This window comes from Aquimarina besae, assembly GCF_042434905.1.
Classification (GTDB): domain Bacteria; phylum Bacteroidota; class Bacteroidia; order Flavobacteriales; family Flavobacteriaceae; genus Aquimarina.
In genome coordinates this window covers 1476548-1494533 of sequence record NZ_CP170199.1, presented here as the reverse complement: position 1 = coordinate 1494533, position 17986 = coordinate 1476548, and the positions used below count along the sequence as shown (strand labels likewise).

Annotated in this window: 20 protein-coding genes and 1 tRNA gene; 8 read left to right on the top strand and 13 right to left on the bottom strand. The window is 33.4% G+C overall.

Features of this window, described 5'->3' with window-relative positions; all coding sequences use genetic code 11:
• Nucleotides 1–293 precede the first annotated feature (293 nt).
• Both ACE94K_RS06425 and ACE94K_RS06420 read left to right on the top strand, forming a co-directional pair.
• Nucleotides 294–776 carry a MarR family winged helix-turn-helix transcriptional regulator gene (locus ACE94K_RS06425; RefSeq protein WP_378181612.1) on the top strand — a complete coding sequence of 161 codons (483 nt, stop codon included), beginning with the start codon at nucleotides 294–296 and terminating at the stop codon, nucleotides 774–776.
• 3 nt (nucleotides 777–779) lie between these two features.
• Entirely contained in the window at nucleotides 780–1253 is a 474-nt protein-coding gene (locus tag ACE94K_RS06420; RefSeq protein WP_378181609.1) for a GNAT family N-acetyltransferase, read from the top strand.
• A 61-nt stretch (nucleotides 1254–1314) separates the two neighbouring features.
• On the opposite strand, the gene ACE94K_RS06415 is transcribed toward ACE94K_RS06420, so the two are convergent.
• From ACE94K_RS06415 to ACE94K_RS06405, 3 genes are all read right to left on the bottom strand, one after another.
• The gene (locus ACE94K_RS06415; RefSeq protein ID WP_378181605.1) at nucleotides 1315–2151 is read right to left on the bottom strand and encodes a hypothetical protein; all 837 of its coding nucleotides are present in this window, start codon (nucleotides 2149–2151) and stop codon (nucleotides 1315–1317) included.
• A 144-nt stretch (nucleotides 2152–2295) separates the two neighbouring features.
• Nucleotides 2296–3147 (bottom strand): hypothetical protein, encoded by an 852-nt coding sequence (locus ACE94K_RS06410; RefSeq protein WP_378181603.1) that lies wholly within the window; start codon nucleotides 3145–3147, stop codon nucleotides 2296–2298.
• A 31-nt stretch (nucleotides 3148–3178) separates the two neighbouring features.
• On the bottom strand, nucleotides 3179–3994 hold the full coding sequence (locus tag ACE94K_RS06405; protein WP_378181600.1) for a hypothetical protein: 816 nt from the start codon (nucleotides 3992–3994) through the stop codon (nucleotides 3179–3181).
• A gap of 871 nt (nucleotides 3995–4865) precedes the next feature.
• On the opposite strand from ACE94K_RS06405, the gene ACE94K_RS06400 reads away from it, so the two are divergent.
• The 6 genes from ACE94K_RS06400 (at nucleotide 4866) to ACE94K_RS06375 (ending at nucleotide 10986) form a co-directional block, all read left to right on the top strand.
• The gene (locus ACE94K_RS06400; protein WP_378181597.1) at nucleotides 4866–5153 is read left to right on the top strand and encodes an endonuclease domain-containing protein; all 288 of its coding nucleotides are present in this window, start codon (nucleotides 4866–4868) and stop codon (nucleotides 5151–5153) included.
• A gap of 593 nt (nucleotides 5154–5746) precedes the next feature.
• On the top strand, nucleotides 5747–6484 hold the full coding sequence (locus ACE94K_RS06395) for a hypothetical protein (RefSeq protein WP_378181594.1): 738 nt from the start codon (nucleotides 5747–5749) through the stop codon (nucleotides 6482–6484).
• A 641-nt stretch (nucleotides 6485–7125) separates the two neighbouring features.
• Nucleotides 7126–7926, top strand: coding sequence for a sensor histidine kinase (locus tag ACE94K_RS06390; protein ID WP_378181591.1), 801 nt, complete (start codon nucleotides 7126–7128; stop codon nucleotides 7924–7926).
• Nucleotides 7927–8069: 143 nt separating this feature from the next.
• A complete protein-coding gene (locus ACE94K_RS06385) occupies nucleotides 8070–8708 on the top strand; it encodes a response regulator transcription factor (protein ID WP_118459212.1) in 639 nt (212 codons plus the stop codon).
• A 212-nt stretch (nucleotides 8709–8920) separates the two neighbouring features.
• Entirely contained in the window at nucleotides 8921–10381 is a 1461-nt protein-coding gene (gene rpoN / locus ACE94K_RS06380; RefSeq protein WP_378181588.1) for an RNA polymerase factor sigma-54, read from the top strand.
• Nucleotides 10381–10986 carry a hypothetical protein gene (locus tag ACE94K_RS06375; RefSeq protein WP_378181585.1) on the top strand — a complete coding sequence of 202 codons (606 nt, stop codon included), beginning with the start codon at nucleotides 10381–10383 and terminating at the stop codon, nucleotides 10984–10986. The genes rpoN and ACE94K_RS06375 overlap by 1 nt, the downstream gene beginning before the upstream one ends.
• Here ACE94K_RS06375 and ACE94K_RS06370 read toward each other — a convergent pair.
• From ACE94K_RS06370 to ACE94K_RS06325, 10 genes are all read right to left on the bottom strand, one after another.
• On the bottom strand, nucleotides 10981–11727 hold the full coding sequence (locus ACE94K_RS06370; RefSeq protein WP_378181582.1) for a porin family protein: 747 nt from the start codon (nucleotides 11725–11727) through the stop codon (nucleotides 10981–10983). The two genes, ACE94K_RS06375 and ACE94K_RS06370, sit on opposite strands and share 6 nt — an antisense overlap.
• 115 nt (nucleotides 11728–11842) lie before the next feature.
• On the bottom strand, nucleotides 11843–12322 hold the full coding sequence (locus ACE94K_RS06365; RefSeq protein WP_378181579.1) for an ExbD/TolR family protein: 480 nt from the start codon (nucleotides 12320–12322) through the stop codon (nucleotides 11843–11845).
• 19 nt (nucleotides 12323–12341) lie between these two features.
• Nucleotides 12342–12959: an ExbD/TolR family protein gene (locus ACE94K_RS06360; protein WP_378181576.1), complete on the bottom strand. Its 618-nt coding sequence runs from the start codon at nucleotides 12957–12959 to the stop codon at nucleotides 12342–12344.
• Nucleotides 12960–13341: 382 nt separating this feature from the next.
• On the bottom strand, nucleotides 13342–13827 hold the full coding sequence (locus ACE94K_RS06355) for an ExbD/TolR family protein (RefSeq protein WP_378181573.1): 486 nt from the start codon (nucleotides 13825–13827) through the stop codon (nucleotides 13342–13344).
• A gap of 21 nt (nucleotides 13828–13848) precedes the next feature.
• Complete coding sequence (locus ACE94K_RS06350; RefSeq protein WP_378181570.1) at nucleotides 13849–14457, bottom strand: ExbD/TolR family protein; 609 nt, start codon at nucleotides 14455–14457, stop codon at nucleotides 13849–13851.
• A gap of 2 nt (nucleotides 14458–14459) precedes the next feature.
• Complete coding sequence (locus tag ACE94K_RS06345) at nucleotides 14460–14954, bottom strand: phosphoethanolamine transferase domain-containing protein (protein ID WP_378181567.1); 495 nt, start codon at nucleotides 14952–14954, stop codon at nucleotides 14460–14462.
• 111 nt (nucleotides 14955–15065) lie between these two features.
• Nucleotides 15066–15860 carry a MotA/TolQ/ExbB proton channel family protein gene (locus ACE94K_RS06340; RefSeq protein WP_378181564.1) on the bottom strand — a complete coding sequence of 265 codons (795 nt, stop codon included), beginning with the start codon at nucleotides 15858–15860 and terminating at the stop codon, nucleotides 15066–15068.
• A gap of 82 nt (nucleotides 15861–15942) precedes the next feature.
• Nucleotides 15943–16030 (bottom strand) — tRNA-Ser (locus ACE94K_RS06335).
• 69 nt (nucleotides 16031–16099) lie between these two features.
• Nucleotides 16100–17134, bottom strand: coding sequence for an asparaginase (locus ACE94K_RS06330; RefSeq protein ID WP_378181561.1), 1035 nt, complete (start codon nucleotides 17132–17134; stop codon nucleotides 16100–16102).
• 60 nt (nucleotides 17135–17194) lie between these two features.
• Nucleotides 17195–17983, bottom strand: a complete 789-nt coding sequence (locus ACE94K_RS06325; protein WP_378181557.1) for a TatD family hydrolase — start codon at nucleotides 17981–17983, stop codon at nucleotides 17195–17197.
• Nucleotides 17984–17986 lie beyond the last annotated feature (3 nt).

Below are 17986 nucleotides of genomic sequence, written 5' to 3'. Positions count from 1 at the left end.
TCCTTATTCCAAACTTATTCTGGAATCTATGTATAAAAATTGAAATATCATTCCGGATCCCAGCCTACGCTGGGATTGCAAACCATACAAAATAAAGTAAAATACAAACATTGTCATTCTAGAATTGTTCTGAAATCCACTTTCATACATGTACCTCCATTTGGATTTCGGCGTAGATTGATATCCACCAAAATAGTATTAATAATACTTCTTACACTCTATCAATCTTTCTTAAAACATTAATAAATTAATAAATATTTATTAATTTTACATAAGCACTTATATAAATACTTATGCAAGATAAATTACAGGAATTTGGTGAATTGGGATTAGGATCACGTCTAAAACGATTAAGTGATTTTATGATGAAGGAAATTCAGTTGGTATATGATGCTGCTCATATTGATTTTGACCCATATCTATTTCCAATTTTCAAAGTAATTATTGACCAAAAACAAGCCACCACTACCGATATACAAGAAGCGTTACACTACACTCAACCAGCTATTACCCAAGCATTGAAAAAATTGATGGACAAAAAACTCGTCACCTATAAAACAGATCCTATAGATAAACGAAAAAAAATATTTAAACTTTCCAAAAAAGGATCATCACTACACAAACAAATGATTCCACTTTGGGAAATTATGGATCAACAAGTCAAGTGGTTAACAGAAGGTAGCACCACTAGTCTTATAAAACACATTAACCACTTAGAAAACCAATTAAAAGAAAAATCGCTACACCAACGAATCCTAGAAACCTACAACAGATAATTTATGGAAACTTTAAAGAACATTACCATCATACCTTTTGACCCTAAATACGCAAAAGATTTTGCTGATCTTAATGTAGAATGGTTAGAAAAATACTTTGTAGTTGAGCCTCATGATGTAGACTTACTACAACGGTGCGAAGAAACAATTATCAATAAAGGGGGACATATTTTCTTTGCTAAATCAGGAGATGAAATTTCAGGCACTTTTTCTCTTATTAAAATCCAAGAAAGAGTATATGAATTAGGAAAGATGGCAGTATCTCCTAAATTTCAAGGGCAAAAAATCGGCCAGCAGTTAATGTCTTTCTGTCTTGATTTTGCTAAAAATCAGAACTGGATAAAACTCATCCTTTATTCAAATACCTTACTAGAAAATGCGATACATATTTACAGAAAGCATGGTTTTGTAGAAATTGAGCTAGAAAAAGATTCTCCATATCTAAGAAGCAATATAAAAATGGAGTTAATTCTATAAAGTATTAAACCGTCTTAAGCGAATATTGCATAAGACGGGTTTTTTTTGATACGTTGTTCTATTAAAATTCTTTAGATATACGGTAATTTCTCCCGTAATTATTATCCCAATAATCAACACCATCTACCTTATATACCACTGCGTACTCAACAGCATCAACAGCTCTGTCTATAAGTACAGAATTGTGCCATCTCTCTATCCCAAAATAATTCGGACTAATTACATAATATCCAGGAACTGGTCCGTAATCAGATCTCGGTTCCAATGATAAAAATTGGTAAGAAGCCCAGTTATCAGTAGTATATACCACACCAACTTCCTTGTTATCACCAATATTACCTTTAACATCTACCAATATGTTAAATGATCGTTTCTGATTCGAATGATAATATATTCTCGAAAACTCCTGATCCACACTTACTTTTAGGTTGTCACCAAATCGATATCCTTGAGGCCTTGTAAACACCCAATAATTTTCTCCGTTGTTGTTATCCCAATAGGTTTTTCCGTTTACCTCATATTTTACAACAAATTCCTTTACATACTCAGTTCCTATAGTTTGTAAACGTGTAGTCCAAATCTCGCTTTGATCATCGATGTTAAAACTATAAGACAGTGGTATTTCTCCCCAATCGCCAGATTGTTTTTTGTGATATATGCTCACCTTTTTCTCATATCCTAGGTTTGCCACTTTTACTGTAAATTTTTTGAGAAAAAAGGTTTCACCGGAATCTAAATTCATATTATGATCCCAAGCTTTAATTAAAGTAACAGGTTTCATCGTTTTGCTAGATACTTCTTCAATAGTATCTTTTACTTCTCGCGATTCTATAAAATCATCTTCAACTGCACAAGAAGAAACAACAAGAAATACTAGTAAATAAATAATTTTTTTCATTTTAAAGATTTTGATAATAGTTGATTATAAATTAAATATACATTCCAAGTACAACTTTACAACCCGTTAGTAATATCTTTAGAGTCCACCATACAAACACACATGTAAGGCGGACTCATTCATTAAATAAATGTCTCTATTTAATTAATTATACGTTTTTATTGTCACGGTATAATTTTTACCATAGTTATTATCCCAATATTCATTTCCATTAACTCGATATACTACAGCATATTCTACCTCATCCTCTGTGGCGTCTAGTCTAGCATATCCCTGCCATCTTTCCACATTATAACTGTTCGGACTTTGAATAGTAAAAAACGGTCCGTTGCTCCAAATAGATCTAAACGTTAGTGGTAAATACTTTTGGGTTTGCCATCCATCAGAGGTATATATGACTCCTACTTCTTTTTCTGGTGCCAGATTTTTGACATCTACAGTCACGTTTAATGTATTTTTATCATCGTAAGGAAAATAAGATAATGACACAAAATCAGTATCTACGCTTACGGCAAGATCAGATTTGGCAAATAGAGCACCCTCACGATTTTCCATTACATAATTAGCTCCTTCATTATTGTCCCAATACGTATTACCGTTTACTACATATTTAACAACAAATTCGTCTGCGTATATCTGTGTAGCACCAAAAGCACCATTGACATACTCACCGGTCCATAATTCTGTTTGTCCATCAATGCTCGCAGTATAAGACAATGATATTTCATCCCAAGCACCATCAATTCTTTCGTGATAAATAGAAACCTCTTTGTCATATGCCAGATTTGACACCTCCACCGAAAACTTATGGTAGTACGATGTGTATCCTCTATAAGAACCAGATGATTTCCAAGCTTTTACCAATTGTACCGGATTTGAGTTTTTAGCAGCTACTGAAATTTTATTAATGTCAGTTGTTTGATTATCGATTATATCCTCTTCTGTACTACAGGACAGCACCCATAGACTCAGTAATAAATAAAAATACTTTTTCATTGTTGTTTAGTGATTTGTGATTGTTTTATAATTAATATGTTATCTTGTTTAAAGTATAATTATTGCCATAATTATTGTCCCAATATTCCTGCCCATTGACTTTATAGACGATGGCAAATTCAATAGACTTTACTTCATCGGGCACTCTAATGGTTGCAGAATAAATATCTACATCAAATTGATTAGGACTCATTATATAATGGGCATATCCAACTCTAAAATACCTTTGATAACTTAGAGGAATTGTATTCTTTGTTGCCCAACCATCTGTAGTATATATCACCTCTGCTGTTACAGCAGCTCCATAATTACGTTTCACATTAGCATTAATAGCAAAAGATAAACCCGTAGATCTTGTAAAACTTTTATTGAGTTCTATATCTATTTCTGGTGATAAATATCCTCCTACATTTACAAGCATACTGTAATTTTTACCATTATTATTATCCCAATATGTTTCGCCATTAACCGTATATTTTACTACAAATTCATCGCTATATAATTCATAATCGGGTGTCACCTCTCCTACCCAAATTTCTTCATCATTACCAATAGATTGTTCATACGTTAGTGGGATATCAACCCAATCACCACTATACGTTGCGTGATGAATAGTTACTTCTTTTTGATAAGCCAGATTTTTGACCTTTACTTTAAACTTCCTTTGATAGTTTGTATGTACCGGACTACTTCTGTTTGCTGTCCAAGCGCTCAATAACTTTACATTATCAGAACTGGCTTTTTCTGATAGTTCGATCGATTTCATTTCAGAATCCATTTGCTCTATATCCGATACACAGGAATACATTGTCAGGATCACACTAAGCACAATAAAAAAATTTCTCATGATCTTGGTTTTTAGTTTAAGATGTTGGTTGTAAAAATTACTTTTCGAAAAGTTTAGTTCTTAGCTTAAATAGCTACTATGAAGTAAGCGAATAAATAATCAGACAGCAATTTAATGAAGCATATTTAACGGCTTTTTTAACGAAAAACGTTTTCGGAAAATTTATAATTTAACATTTCTTTAGTAAAAAAAATTTGATATTATAAAGTATCGTAATCTCAGGCTTTTTTGGTGAGAAAACCCCTATTTATAACGAAAATATTTCGTGTTATTTTCCGAAAATTTTTAGTACAATATTCTGTAAATTTGGCAAATACGAAAACAAAACCATTTTTTTGTAGTAATACAAAAAAGAAATTCTACCTAAAATAATTCAATATCATTTAGTACTAAAACAGAAAAGAACGGATATATTTCTTAACAAAAAATTCTGAAAACATTGTTACCAGATTACGCTTGATTCTCTATTTATAGTGGAAAAAAATTTCCGAGATTTAGATTCAAACTAAAATAGATCCACATTTAAATTTTCATTGCTTTTGAGGAAAGGGATTGGATGTAAGTGTTGTTTTAAAAAAAAATACATCCCTCTAAATTTCCCTTTTATTTAGACAAACTCAATGACCTAAAGAGGGACTTATTCTCATCTTTAATTCCAAATCTGAACCAAACCATTTAAACTTCCTTCCTTTAAGTTGCTGAGTATATTCGAGGTAGAAGAAAGAACTGAGGATGCTTGTTCTCTAAACATAAAAAACATCTCCCTAAATCCCTCTTTAAAGAGGGACTTGTCACAAATCGCAATTCTTAAAAAGAATATATATTAACCAAGAATTACTTACTTTACCGTTCATTAACATTGGTTATTAAAGTGACATTACAAAACATACTTCCATATACCCCTGAAGCAAGAGAATTAGCAAAAGTTCTTAGGAGAAATATGACTAAAAGCGAAAAAATAATTTGGAAACAGGTTAGAAAGAATCACCTTGGCATTCAATTTTTTCGTCAATTTCCAATATTAGAGTATGTCGTGGATTTTTATGCTAAAGAAATTGGTCTAGCCATAGAAATTGATGGAAGTTCACACGATACTCAATTTCTTGAAGACAGTCATAGACAGGGTCGAATCGAAGAACTAGGAGTGAAATTTATTTGATTTACAAATGAACAAATTTTAAGTGATCTAGAAACAGTTCTTGTAGAACTTAAAGAAGTCATTAAAAGTCTTAAACAGTAATAAATCATACTGTTTTTCAAATTACTCATAAGAACATCTCTCTAAACACCTCTTCGAAGAAGGACTTTACTTATTCTTATGATTAAAATTCAAATACAAACGCTTTAACTCCTCTCCTTTGAAGGAGAGGCTGGGTGAGGATGTTACACACAGTTAAAAACATCCCACTAAATCTCCTCACCACGGCAAGAAAACCTCATTTAACCCATAGAAACAAAGGAGATTGATGTTCTTCAGAACAAACACAACCGTCAATCCACTTTTTCCTTTAGGGGTGTTTCCCCCTTTTTATAAAATCAAGTTAAAATTTTGACTGGATGAAAAACCTCTGAAAACTCCTTTAAACCCGAAAATTACCCTATTCTCGATGTGATTGGTATACTTATAAATTTTTTAAAACTATTTAAAATGGTATTTTTAATTCTTAAAACTTAGTAAATCTAAGTTTTTAACTAACTATTATTTTGGCAAGAGTCAAAATCACACAAATACTTAATAAACCTATATCAAAAATGAAACGACAAACTAACCCAATTAAAAAGTATGTACTAATTGCTTTTGTATTCATTCTAGCTTCCTCTTGTAAGGAAGCATCCCAGAGTACAGAATGCCCGGAACTCGAAGATTGTAAAAAGAAAATTGAAGCATACGAAAAGGAAATTTCAGCATTAAAAGCACAACTGGAAGATGTAGTTGATGGAAAGCAAAGAAGACCTGAAAATATTATCCAGTCTGATTTTGCTAAAGAAATCTATCACCTATATGACAAAAGAGAAGAACTGATTAATGAAGTGACAGGACAAGACGGAGATGGAGAACCCTTTAAGGCTACCAGATCTCTATTTTATGATATTAATGATTTACAGAAGTACATCAGATATGTAAAAGAAAAGTCCAGAAAGGCTAACGTAAGACCTTCAGGGTTTAGGTTTTACTTTGCTCTATATCCTGACAATTATGTGCGTGATAGAGAAAATAAGAAGTATGCAAAACGACAAACATTTTTTATAGCTCCAACGGTGAGAAAAACAGTAAACGGAGAAGTGATGGATTTAGGCTATACGTTGGATAATGAATTTAATGTAGAGTTATTAACCGAAAAAATCGGATTGGATAGTAGAACAGGGAAAGATGGAAAAGTCTATCAAAAAGCTGGTTTTTTTAATTTGAATCTAAATTCCTTTGAGGAAGAAAACAGTTTAATCGCCAATGAGCTCGCTGGTTCGCCACCAATGGGAAAAGATGAATAAACGATAATGAGTTTAAGTAACGAATTTTTAAATTTACTTATTAAATTTGGTATTGGGGTAGAGTTATTAGCTGCGATAACAGCTACGATATTCTATCCCAAATATAAAAATTCGTCTATCTTAAAGTATTTTTTATTTTTTTTGTGGTATGTAGCCATTAATGAACTGATTGGATTATACATAAGATTGGATCAAGAAGTAAATGCTATATTGTACAATATTTATTATGTAATAAATTTTTCTTTTTTCTTTATTCTGTACAGAAATTATTTGAACAATGTAAAAAATAAAAAACTTGTTATAATTCTTTGTACAGCTTACTTAATTTCATTCATAATAAACGGCTTTTACGAAGACTACCTAACTGAACATCAAAGATTTCCATACATTATAGGCTCTTTTTTTCTGGTTATTACAATTATTTTATACTTTTTCGAAGTATTAAATTCTGAAAAAGTTTTACACGCAAAAAAAAACCTACTCATTTGGATTAGCTTTGGACTCTTAATTTATTTTGTTGGTAATCTTCCGTTCAGGATTTTACGAAATTACTATGAAGAGCTTACTGATGCTACTGTATCCTTTCTTGTAAAGTTTACATTGACTGTGGTAATGAATATCTGTTTTATTATTGGATTTATATGGAGCAACAAGAAACAGCAATACTAATAGCCACTGTAGTGCTTATAGCATTAGTTGTGCTTATAATTACACTTTTTTGGGTATTCCAAAGAAGAAAAAACAGTCTGTTGCTACAACAAAAAGAAGCAGAAAAAAAGTTCGAACGAGCCATTGCCGAGACGCAAATAGAAATTAGAGAAGAAACCTTACGAAATATTAGCTGGGAGTTACACGATAACATTGGACAATTACTTACTTTGGCAAAAATACAAGTAGATGTAGCGAAAGAAGACCCTAAAAGACTTTCGGAAGTGACAGAAACCATTACCAAAAGTCTAACGGAGTTAAGAGCCCTATCCAAATTAATCAATCCGGATGCTATCAAAAGTTTGAGCCTAACAGAAGCTATTGCCTTAGAAGTAGAACGATTTAATCGCCTTCAGTTCATAGAAGCAACTTTGAGCAGTAATACAGAAGTAAGAACTCTGGATGATAAGGCTGAAATTATCATTTTTAGAATATTACAGGAGTTTTTTAGTAATACCATTAAACATTCTAAAGCTTCTACGTTAAGCGTAAATGTACGTTACGATCAAGAAAAATTGGTCATCCACGCAAAGGATGATGGCGTAGGCTTTGAAATGAAAGATCTAAAATCCAGAAACAATATCGGTATTGGATTATGTAATATGCAGAATAGAGGAAAATTAATAAATGCCAAAGTAAGTCTTGATTCTGCAAAGGGAAAAGGAACTTCAATTACCTTAACCTATCACTACAAAAAACTAGTGGCGGAAGAGGAAGTTGATTCATATAATTAAAAGATATTAATAAGTAATGTTTCTATGTCACACCTAGCTTGTCGAAGTGTATAGAAAACAAAAAGTCTTCGACAAGCTCAGACTGACAGATTAGGTTTCATTAAACTTTTTGACGAAGGTTTGTTCACACAAAATATAAACTCATGAAATATTCAGTAGTTATTGTAGAAGATCACATCCTATTATCACAGGCACTCGCAGGACTGGTAAACGGGTTTTCTAAATTTAAAATATTATACCTGTGTAAAAATGGAAGAGAGTTACTTACCCGGTTGAAGGATCCTAAAAACATTCCGGATATCGTTTTAATGGATATTAATATGCCTATTATGAATGGTATTGAGACTACGATTGCGCTTAAAGAAGAATATCCACAAGTAAACGTTCTGGCACTTTCTGTAGAAGAAGATGAAAAAACCATTCTTAAAATGCTGAGAGCAGGTGCCAAAGGATATTTGCTAAAAGACACCGAAAAAAGTATTCTCGAAAATGCATTAGTAGAAGTGCAGGAAACCGGTTTTTATCATACCAAGGATGTTACTAACTTATTATTAGGTTCGCTTAATCCAAAGAAAGAAAACAAGGTACAATTAAAGGAACGAGAGATGGAATTCATCAAACACGCCTGTACTGAGAAAACATATAAAGAAATTGCAAGTGATATGTGTTTAAGTCCTAAAACCATAGAGGGCTATAGAGATTCTATTTTTGAAAAATTACATCTCAAAAACAGAACAGGATTAGTGATCTATGCAATTAAAAATAAGATTTTTATACCTTAATATTTACTATAACCAACATTCCTGTAATCCAAAAAAACATGTCTTTGTAAGATAATAAATCGATTTTGGCGCGTTTATTGATCGATTGCAAAAAATAGTTTTGTATCACACATACAGAATTAGCACTTTTTTAATAAAACTAACCATCGATTACCTACAGGAATACGCCGTATTTTGTTTATTTTTGTGAGTATAAGAACATTGACATTTTTATGCTAAAGCAACAATTAAATTTTAAACTTTCTCAAAAACTTTCTCCACAGCAAATTCAGTTGATGAAGCTAATTCAGCTTCCTACACAGGCTTTCGAACAGCGTTTAAAGCAAGAGATGGAAGAAAACCCAGCATTGGATACCGGTAAAGAAAAAGCTGATGAGTTTGAGGATGCTTTTGGCAATGAAAGTTCAGGCGAAGATGATTACGGCACAGAAAAAATCGAAACAGATATCAATGTAGATGAATATCTAAGTGACGATGAAATACCTAGTTACCGCTTAAGCTCTAATAATTATAGTTCTGATGATGAAGAAAAGAATGTTCCGTATGCTTCTGGGACTTCATTTCATCAACATCTGGTAAATCAATTAAACACATATAGGTTTAATGAAGAAGAGCGTGAAATTGCAGAGTTTTTGGTAGGAAGTATTGATGAAAGTGGATACATCAGAAGATCTGTTTCAGATATTCTGGATGATCTTGCATTTACTCAGAATGTCTACACCACCGAAGATAAAATTGAAAGCATTTTAAAAACAGTTCACCAACTAGACCCTGCAGGTGTAGGTGCCAGAAATCTTCAGGAATGTCTTTTGATTCAGTTAAATAGAAAAGAAACCACACTCCCGATTAAACTAGCTACGCAAATCCTAGAAAAATCGTTTGATCATTTTAGCAAAAAACATTACGATAAGCTTTTAACAAAATTTGACATATCAGAAGATTTGTTAAAAGAAGCAATCGAAGAAATCGAGCATCTTAACCCAAAGCCAGGAGGAGCTTATGCTGGGAACAATAAACTCATAGAACACGTAGTACCTGATTTTACCATCAGAATTGTGGATGGAGAATTAGAACTTACCTTAAATGGCCGTAATGCACCAGAATTACACGTGTCCAGAGAATACAATAACATGCTTCAGGGCTACAAAGCAAGTAAAGAAAAATCTAAATCACAGAAGGATGCAGTGATGTTTATCAAACAAAAACTGGATGCTGCCAAGTGGTTTATTGAAGCTGTTAAACAAAGACAGCAAACACTTTTTTTAACGATGAGTGCAATAATGCACTATCAAGAAAGTTATTTCTTAAGTGGAGATGAGCGTAATCTAAAACCTATGATCTTAAAAGACATAGCAGATGAGATTGATATGGATGTAAGTACAGTTTCTAGAGTAGCTAACAGTAAGTATGTAGACACTCCTTATGGAACTAAACTTATCAAAGAATTTTTCTCAGAATCTATGACCAATGATCAAGGTGAAGAAGTTTCAACGAGAGAAATTAAAAAAATACTGGAAATAACTATAGGAGAAGAAGATAAGAAAAAACCTCTCACTGACGAGAAGTTAGCAAAAATCCTTAAAGAAAAAGGATATCCTATCGCCAGAAGAACTGTAGCCAAGTATAGAGAACAGTTAGACATTCCGGTTGCAAGGCTACGAAAAAAGATATAATGAACTTTTTACTAAAAAGTATTTCATATATTTTTCACCCATTATTGATGCCAATAGCTGGCTCAGTAGTTTATTTTGTTACCGCTCCCAGGTTTATTCCGGAAAATATTATTCAGGCTAAAATCTTTGGCTTGATAGTCGTTACTATTCTTATTCCTATCGTTCTTTATTTCTTTCTTAGAACTACTGGATTGATCACCTCGATTCATTTGGAAGAAGCAAGACAGCGTAAAATCCCGTTACTGATGCAATCGTTTTTATTACTTCTAGTAATTAAAATGATCATTGATGTATATAATTATCCCGAGCTATACTTTTTCTTTTTAGGAGTATTATTATCGTCTCTTAGTGCCATTTTTATCGTCTTTTTTGATATTAAGGCTAGTTTGCATATGATGGGGTCCGGAGCGGTTACCATGTTTACTATTGCACTTAGCATACATTTTGAAATGAATCTTATATTACTTATTGCTAGTATGATCATTGCTAACGGTCTTGTAGCGACATCAAGACTTCACGTTAAGGCACATAGCAACCTCGAACTTATTCTTGGATTTTTAGTAGGTGTAATTCCGCAAATTACATTAGTTAATTTTTGGTTATAGAATGTAAAACATCAATCCTATCTTAGCAACATTTAACCCTACCTCTTCATTACCAACTACCGCATCACTATTAAAAAGCGAATTCAAACTATAATAAAAATGGAAGTTAAATGTATTCCACCCAAATGTAAAAGTAGCTCCAAATCGCCAACGATTTAATTCATCAATCTTTGTTTGTACCACCTGATTGCCTGGTTGTTCAAATTTTGAATTAAAATAATACAGATAACCCACTCTTAATCCTGTGTAAATCCTCCAAAACTTATGAGTTTCAGGCACAGAAGTTCTCCACCTAAATTCTAAAGGTGCCTCAACAAGATGCGTAATAAATCTATTTCGATCAAAATCTACACCTTCAAGACTACTAAAAATACTCTGACCAGTCTCTTCATCTTCACCAATAAACAAGTTTTCGCTATAGGTATTGATGGAATACCCTAACCCAAGTCCAATCGCTACATTACGCCTTTTATTTATTGGCATGTCTCTGGTGAATCCCAGGTGAAATCCTCCTGAAAATCCAGACTGACCAATATTTGAAGGTGTGTTCCAAAGAAGATTAAATGTTAGTCCAACGTAAAACTGATCTTCTCTATATAGAGAATCTGATACCTTTTCTTTTTTCAAACCAAGACTATCCGAAATAACTTCCTGTCCAAAGCCTTTACAGGTAAGGAGAAAGAGACCAAAAACCAAGAAAAAATGCTTGGGCCTATTTATACTTTTTGAAATCCATTCCATATAGGTTACTAAAATAAATTTATTTCTTTAGAAAATAGACCTACTTCGTAAAAAACAACCAGAATTAAAAATCCCGTGTAAAATCACGGGATTCTATTAAACGTTAACCATACGATCATTGTCTGTGATTTACCGCCTCTACGGTTCTTGTAGTATAATTAACTCGAAGCATATTTACATTCCGTAATTCTTTTTTGATGTCACCAACGAGCCCCATTTTAGTATTCTTATCTACTTTTAATGCCGTGGTCACATAAGACCTAACTTCTTTTGGTTTAGCCTTAAGCTCTTCCAAAATAAATGGCTTAATCTCGTTAATATTGGCGAACTTATCATTGAGCTGAATCCTAGCCTCTGTTCCAACATTCTTATACCTAGAACTAGGTTTGCCTGCATAAATATGTATCACCATATTTTTTTTATCCAATTTTTCTACTTGATCCGCGTAAGGGAGTTCATTATTTACTATCAAGGTATCGTTTCGCATTACGGTGGCAACCATAAAGAAAAACAATAACATAAAAACGATATCAGGCAAAGATGCGGTTGAAATAGGCGGTAATTCTGCTTTTTTACTTTTCTTAAATATAGACATATTGCTTTTTTTTTAGATATTACAATGATGAAGTAATAGGTTCAGCTTCGGAAAGCTTTTCGGGGAACAAAGATTGAATCTGCCTTATTTGGTCACGAAGCTTTGTTTTATTTCCAGAGTAATTAGCATCTTTAAGTTGTGTTTTCATATGCTCAAAGGATACTCCAAATACTCTTTGCGCCTCTCTATTCCTTAATTCAGTATACGCACTCACCAGCTCATTCTGAACCGCAATGTAGGCTTCATAACTTGTCTCTCTGCTGTTGATTAAAGAGATGATCGCCCTATTGGGATTATCTGAAGATTTAGAATCCCGTTTACCCTTACAGTAACTACAATACTCTGTTTCATCTCCTCCACCATTATCTAAAAACGCAATAGCAGCTTCTTTTAGATCCTCAATACGTAAAGGTTTTTTCTCTACAAACAATTCATTAGCCTGATTAATTTCAACCCTAAATAAGTTCTTTTCTTTAACCTTAACTTCAGGTTTGACTTCTTCGGGAGGTGGAGGCAATCTTCTACTGATTCCGTAATCGGTTTCAATGGTTGTACTTACCAAAAAAAAGATAAGTAATAAAAAAGCGATATCCGCCATGGATCCCGCGTTCACTTCTGGTGCTAATCTTCTAGCCATAATAATACATATTTAGTTAATAATTACTTACTAGATCAACAAACTGTGAATCTGAAACAAGGCGGTATTATTAAGAAGAGTAGCATTCGTACCATTAAACGATCACAAACGTTTTCTGGAGAATGTAAATAACGAATCCTAGTATATACTAGAACCGCTATGGATATACAACTGTATCACTCCTATTATTTCAACACCACTTACTTTTGGAAGGCTAGATATTGATCACAAACAGATCACAGTTATAAAGTTTAGCACAATTGTTATGCCATTATACAATGAAGTTTAATTGTTAGAGAAAAATTAAATTTTCTTATATAAAATAAAAAACCCACTTATCTCAGATAAATGGGTTTTTGTAATTAATAAATTTCTTTAACCTTTACTGATTCAGGTTATCGGTTGCATCACCTTGTCTTGTGGTATAGTTAATTTTTAGCGCTTGAACTTCTCTCAATTCTTTCTTTATATCGCCAACAAGACCCATATTTGTATTACCGTCAACCTTTAGTGCCGTAATTAGAAATGGCACCTCTTCCTCTCTTTTAGCAGCTCTTTCTGCCAAAACAAAAGGTTTAATATCACTTACTTCAGCAAACTTATCGTTTAACTGAATTCTAGCTTGCGTTCCTGCACTTGCCGCATATCGTGAGCTCGGCTTTCCTGCGTAAATATACATCACTAGATTTTTCTTATCCAATTTTTCTGTTTGATCTGCAACTGGAAGTCTATTCTCTATTTTAAGATTATTCTCCCTCATCACAGTAGCCACCATAAAGAAAAACAGTAACATAAACACGATATCAGGTAAAGATGCTGTAGAAATAGCGGGTAAATCACCGCTTTTTTTCTTTTTAAATTTAGACATAACTACGTTTTTATGTTATACTTATTTCTTCGGTTCAGCTTCAGAAAGTTTTTCTGGATACATCAATTGAATCTTTTTTATCTGATCTTTTAATCTATCCTTACTTCCGGAATAATTTACATCGTTTAAATCTGCTTCCATCTGCGTAAATGTCTTTCCAAACAACCGCTCTGCTTCCCTATTTCTAAGTTCGGTGTAAGCCGCAACTAATTCATTTTGCACTGCTATATAAGCCGCATAACTGGTTTCTCTATTGTTACGTAAAGAAATTACCGCTTTTTCCGGATTATCTGAAGAACTAGGACTTTTTTCACCCTTGCAATAGCTACAAGCTTCGTCTCCAGTTCCACCACCATTATCTAAGAAAGCTACAGCAGCAGCACGCAAATCCTTTAATTCCATTGGGGACTCTTCCACCAAAAGGTCATCATTCTTATTTAATTCTACCACAAAAATATTTTTCTGCTTAAGAATCGGAGGCTCTACGGTTTCGTCTAAAGGCGGTGGTAGTTTACGACTAATACCTCTATCCGTATCAATGGTTGTAGTAACCAGAAAGAATATTAGAAGTAAAAACGCAATATCCGCCATAGAACCAGCGTTTACCTCTGGTGCTGATCTTCTTGCCATAATTATTTACCTATTAATTTTTTAACTCCTGATAACAACATCAGGCCCACTGCAATTGCAGCTAAAAAGTAGAAAGCATATAAACCTGTTCCTACTAGTTTAGATCCACTTTCAGATAGTACTTCACCATCTTTCATTTCTGTTTCTACACCTTCAGCCATTGCATACCCAATACCGATGATCACTAAAAACGCAACGATACCTATACCTGCCTTTTTAAGACCTGCAGGATTTTTAGCTAAAGCAGAGAAAACAGCAATTAATGTAGCTATTATAATAACCACAAAAATCACAAGTGTAAGATTATACATAGGACTTACCAATGAAGTAGCTTCTGCAAAAGCTGACGAAGATGTATCTTTCACCAAATCTTTTGCTTCTGTAATACCATAGTTATCCATAAGTGTAGTAAAGTTACCATTCATTAAGAACAATAATACCGCACCTATAGCACCGATGGCTAGTACAACGTATGATAAAATTTTTGAAATTTTCATGTGACTAATTTTTATTAGGTTGTTAACACAGTACAACCTGTTTTTAATAATAAATAAACTTAAATCTTCTAATCGGTTTTGATATGAGCAAAACCCCTTATTAAGTATTTATTATTTTTTGTTTTTGTACGCTACTAACATATCGATTAAAGTGATCGATGCATCCTCCATATCGTTTACTATACTATCAATCTTAGCAATAATGTAGTTATAGAAAACCTGTAATATAATTGCAACAATAAGTCCAAATACCGTAGTAAGAAGTGCTACTTTAATACCACCTGCTACTAATGATGGCTGCATATCTCCAGCTGCTTCAATTTTATCAAATGCGTCAATCATACCGATTACCGTACCCATAAATCCAAGCATTGGAGCTAAAGCGATAAATAAAGATACCCAAGATACATTTTTCTCTAACTGTCCCATTTGAACACCTCCGTAAGCAACTACTGCCTTCTCTGCAGCATCAATGCTCTCATCAGCACGATCTAGTCCTTGATAATAGATAGAAGCTACAGGTCCTTTTGTGTTTCTACAAACTTCCTTTGCTGCTTCTACTCCACCGCTATTTAAAGCATCTTCTACGTTTTGTTGTAGTTTCTTACTATTGGTAGTAGATAAATTTAAAAAGATAATTCTTTCGATTGCTATCGCAAGACCAAGAATCAAACATAAAAGAACGATTCCCATAAAGCTAGGACCTCCTTCTATAAAACGTTTTTTCAGGTTTTGGTGAAATGATTCTTCCGCTGCCGCAGGCTCATTTGCATCCTGAATTGTAGTTGTTATTGGAGCAATTAATAATTGCATGTTTGCCGTTAACTGGGCCGGAGCAGTGGCTGCTTGTACATTACCGAAAGCCATTACTGTTGCGATTGCCAGAATAGAAAATAGTCTTTTCATTGCGCTGATTCTTAATTTTAATTAGTTAAAAGGTTAAAGATAAAAAAATATTACAAAATCCATTAAAATTTTAATAATAATGCAGAGAGGAAGGGATTCGAACCCTCGATACGCTTTTGACGTATACACACTTTCCAGGCGTGCGCCTTCGACCACTCGGCCACCTCTCTATTAAAAATTTTGTCCAAAAATGGTTGAGCAAATAACAAAAAAAATGTTAACTACTAAAATTTGGGGCGTTAATTTTCTGACATTTCACCTCGTAGTGAAGTTTCATAAATGGTTTTGAGGACTTTAAGCGGCAATTTTTCTCCCAATAAATACATTAGTTTAGCCACAGCTGCTTCTGTCGTGATATCTTTTCCTGAAATTACACCCGCCTTTTTCAATGCGACACTAGTATTATACTTCCCCATTTCTACACTTCCTCCAGCACATTGAGTGACATTTATAATTGGGATGCCTTTTTTTATTTGTTCGGAAACCATATCCAAAAACCATTTTTTAGTAGTTGTATTGCCAGATCCATAGGTCTCCAGAATTATACCTTTTATGGCTTCTGAAGAAAAAATACTCTTTAGAATCGTTTCATTTATCCCCGGAAACATTTTAATAACAATAATATTATTATCAAAATGTGTATGATAAACCATTTTCTTTCGTCGATTTACCGGTTGTAAATAAGTGGTATTTACTTTTAGATGGACCCCCGATTCGACCAAAGTCGGATAATTAAGTGATTGAAATGCCTTAAAATGCTCAGCATTGATCTTGGTAGTTCTATTTGCCCTAAGTAATTTATATTCAAAATACAATCCTACTTCAGTAATTACAGGTTTGCCTTTTTCTTGTAAAGCTGCAATCTGAACAGCTGTGATCAAATTTTCTTTAGCATCTGTCCTTAAATCCCCAATAGGTAATTGAGATCCCGTGAAAATAATTGGTTTTCCCAAATTTTCAAACATAAAACTTATTGCGGAAGCAGTATAGGACATGGTATCACTTCCGTGCAAAACAACGAATCCATGATACTTTTCATAATTATCATTAATGATCCCACCCAATTCCTTCCATCGTTCGACATCCATATCCGAAGAATCAATTGGTTTCTTAAAACTAGTAGTCTCTATTTGGCAGTCCAACTGTTTTAGCTCAGGAATATTAAGCAATAGTTCGTCAAAATCAAAAGCGACCAAAGCGCCTGTATCAAAATTTTTAACCATCCCAATGGTGCCACCGGTGTAGATTAATAAGATGTTGGGTGAATTTTTCATTGCAACTTTATATATAGTCGTTCTTACAAATGAACAAAATTTAAACTACAATCCATGACCTTATATTCCGAATATCTCCTTGGAGTTTTGTGTAGTAACTTGGGCAATTTCTTCTGGCGATTTATTATAAATTTCAGATAATTTATCTACCACATTAACCAAATACGAACTTTCATTTCGTTTACCGCGATAAGGAGTTGGTGCTAAGTAAGGTGCATCTGTCTCCAAAACGATATGTTTTAAAGAAAGTTCATTCAAAAAGGTATCTATTTTTCCATTTTTAAAGGTTACGACACCTCCAATACCTAATTTCATATTATATCCAATAGCACGTTTTGCATCTTCAATGCTACCGGTAAAGCAATGAAATATTCCATACAAATCTTCTCCTTTCTCCAGTTCTAAAACCTCGAATACTTCTTCAAAAGCATCTCGACAATGAATTACTATGGGCAATTGATACTTTTTTGCCAACTGAATTTGATGTCGAAAAGCCTCTTGTTGCTGTTTCAGAAACGTTTGATCCCAGTACAAGTCCACTCCTATCTCTCCTACTGCATAGAATTTTTTATCAGAATCATGATCAAAACGCTTTTCCAATTCTTCCTCCACATGACGCAACTCCTCTTTATAATTTTCTTTTACGTGTGTAGGATGCAAACCCATCATTAAAAAAACATTATCAGGATATTGATTTTCAATGTTATACATGGATTGGGTATAACCAGAATCAATAGCAGGAACAAAAAACCGTTTTACTCCGGCAGACATAGCTCTTTGCATCATCTCATCCTGATCATCTTTAAAAGATTCGCTATAGATATGGGTGTGTGTATCGGTAAGTATCATGCC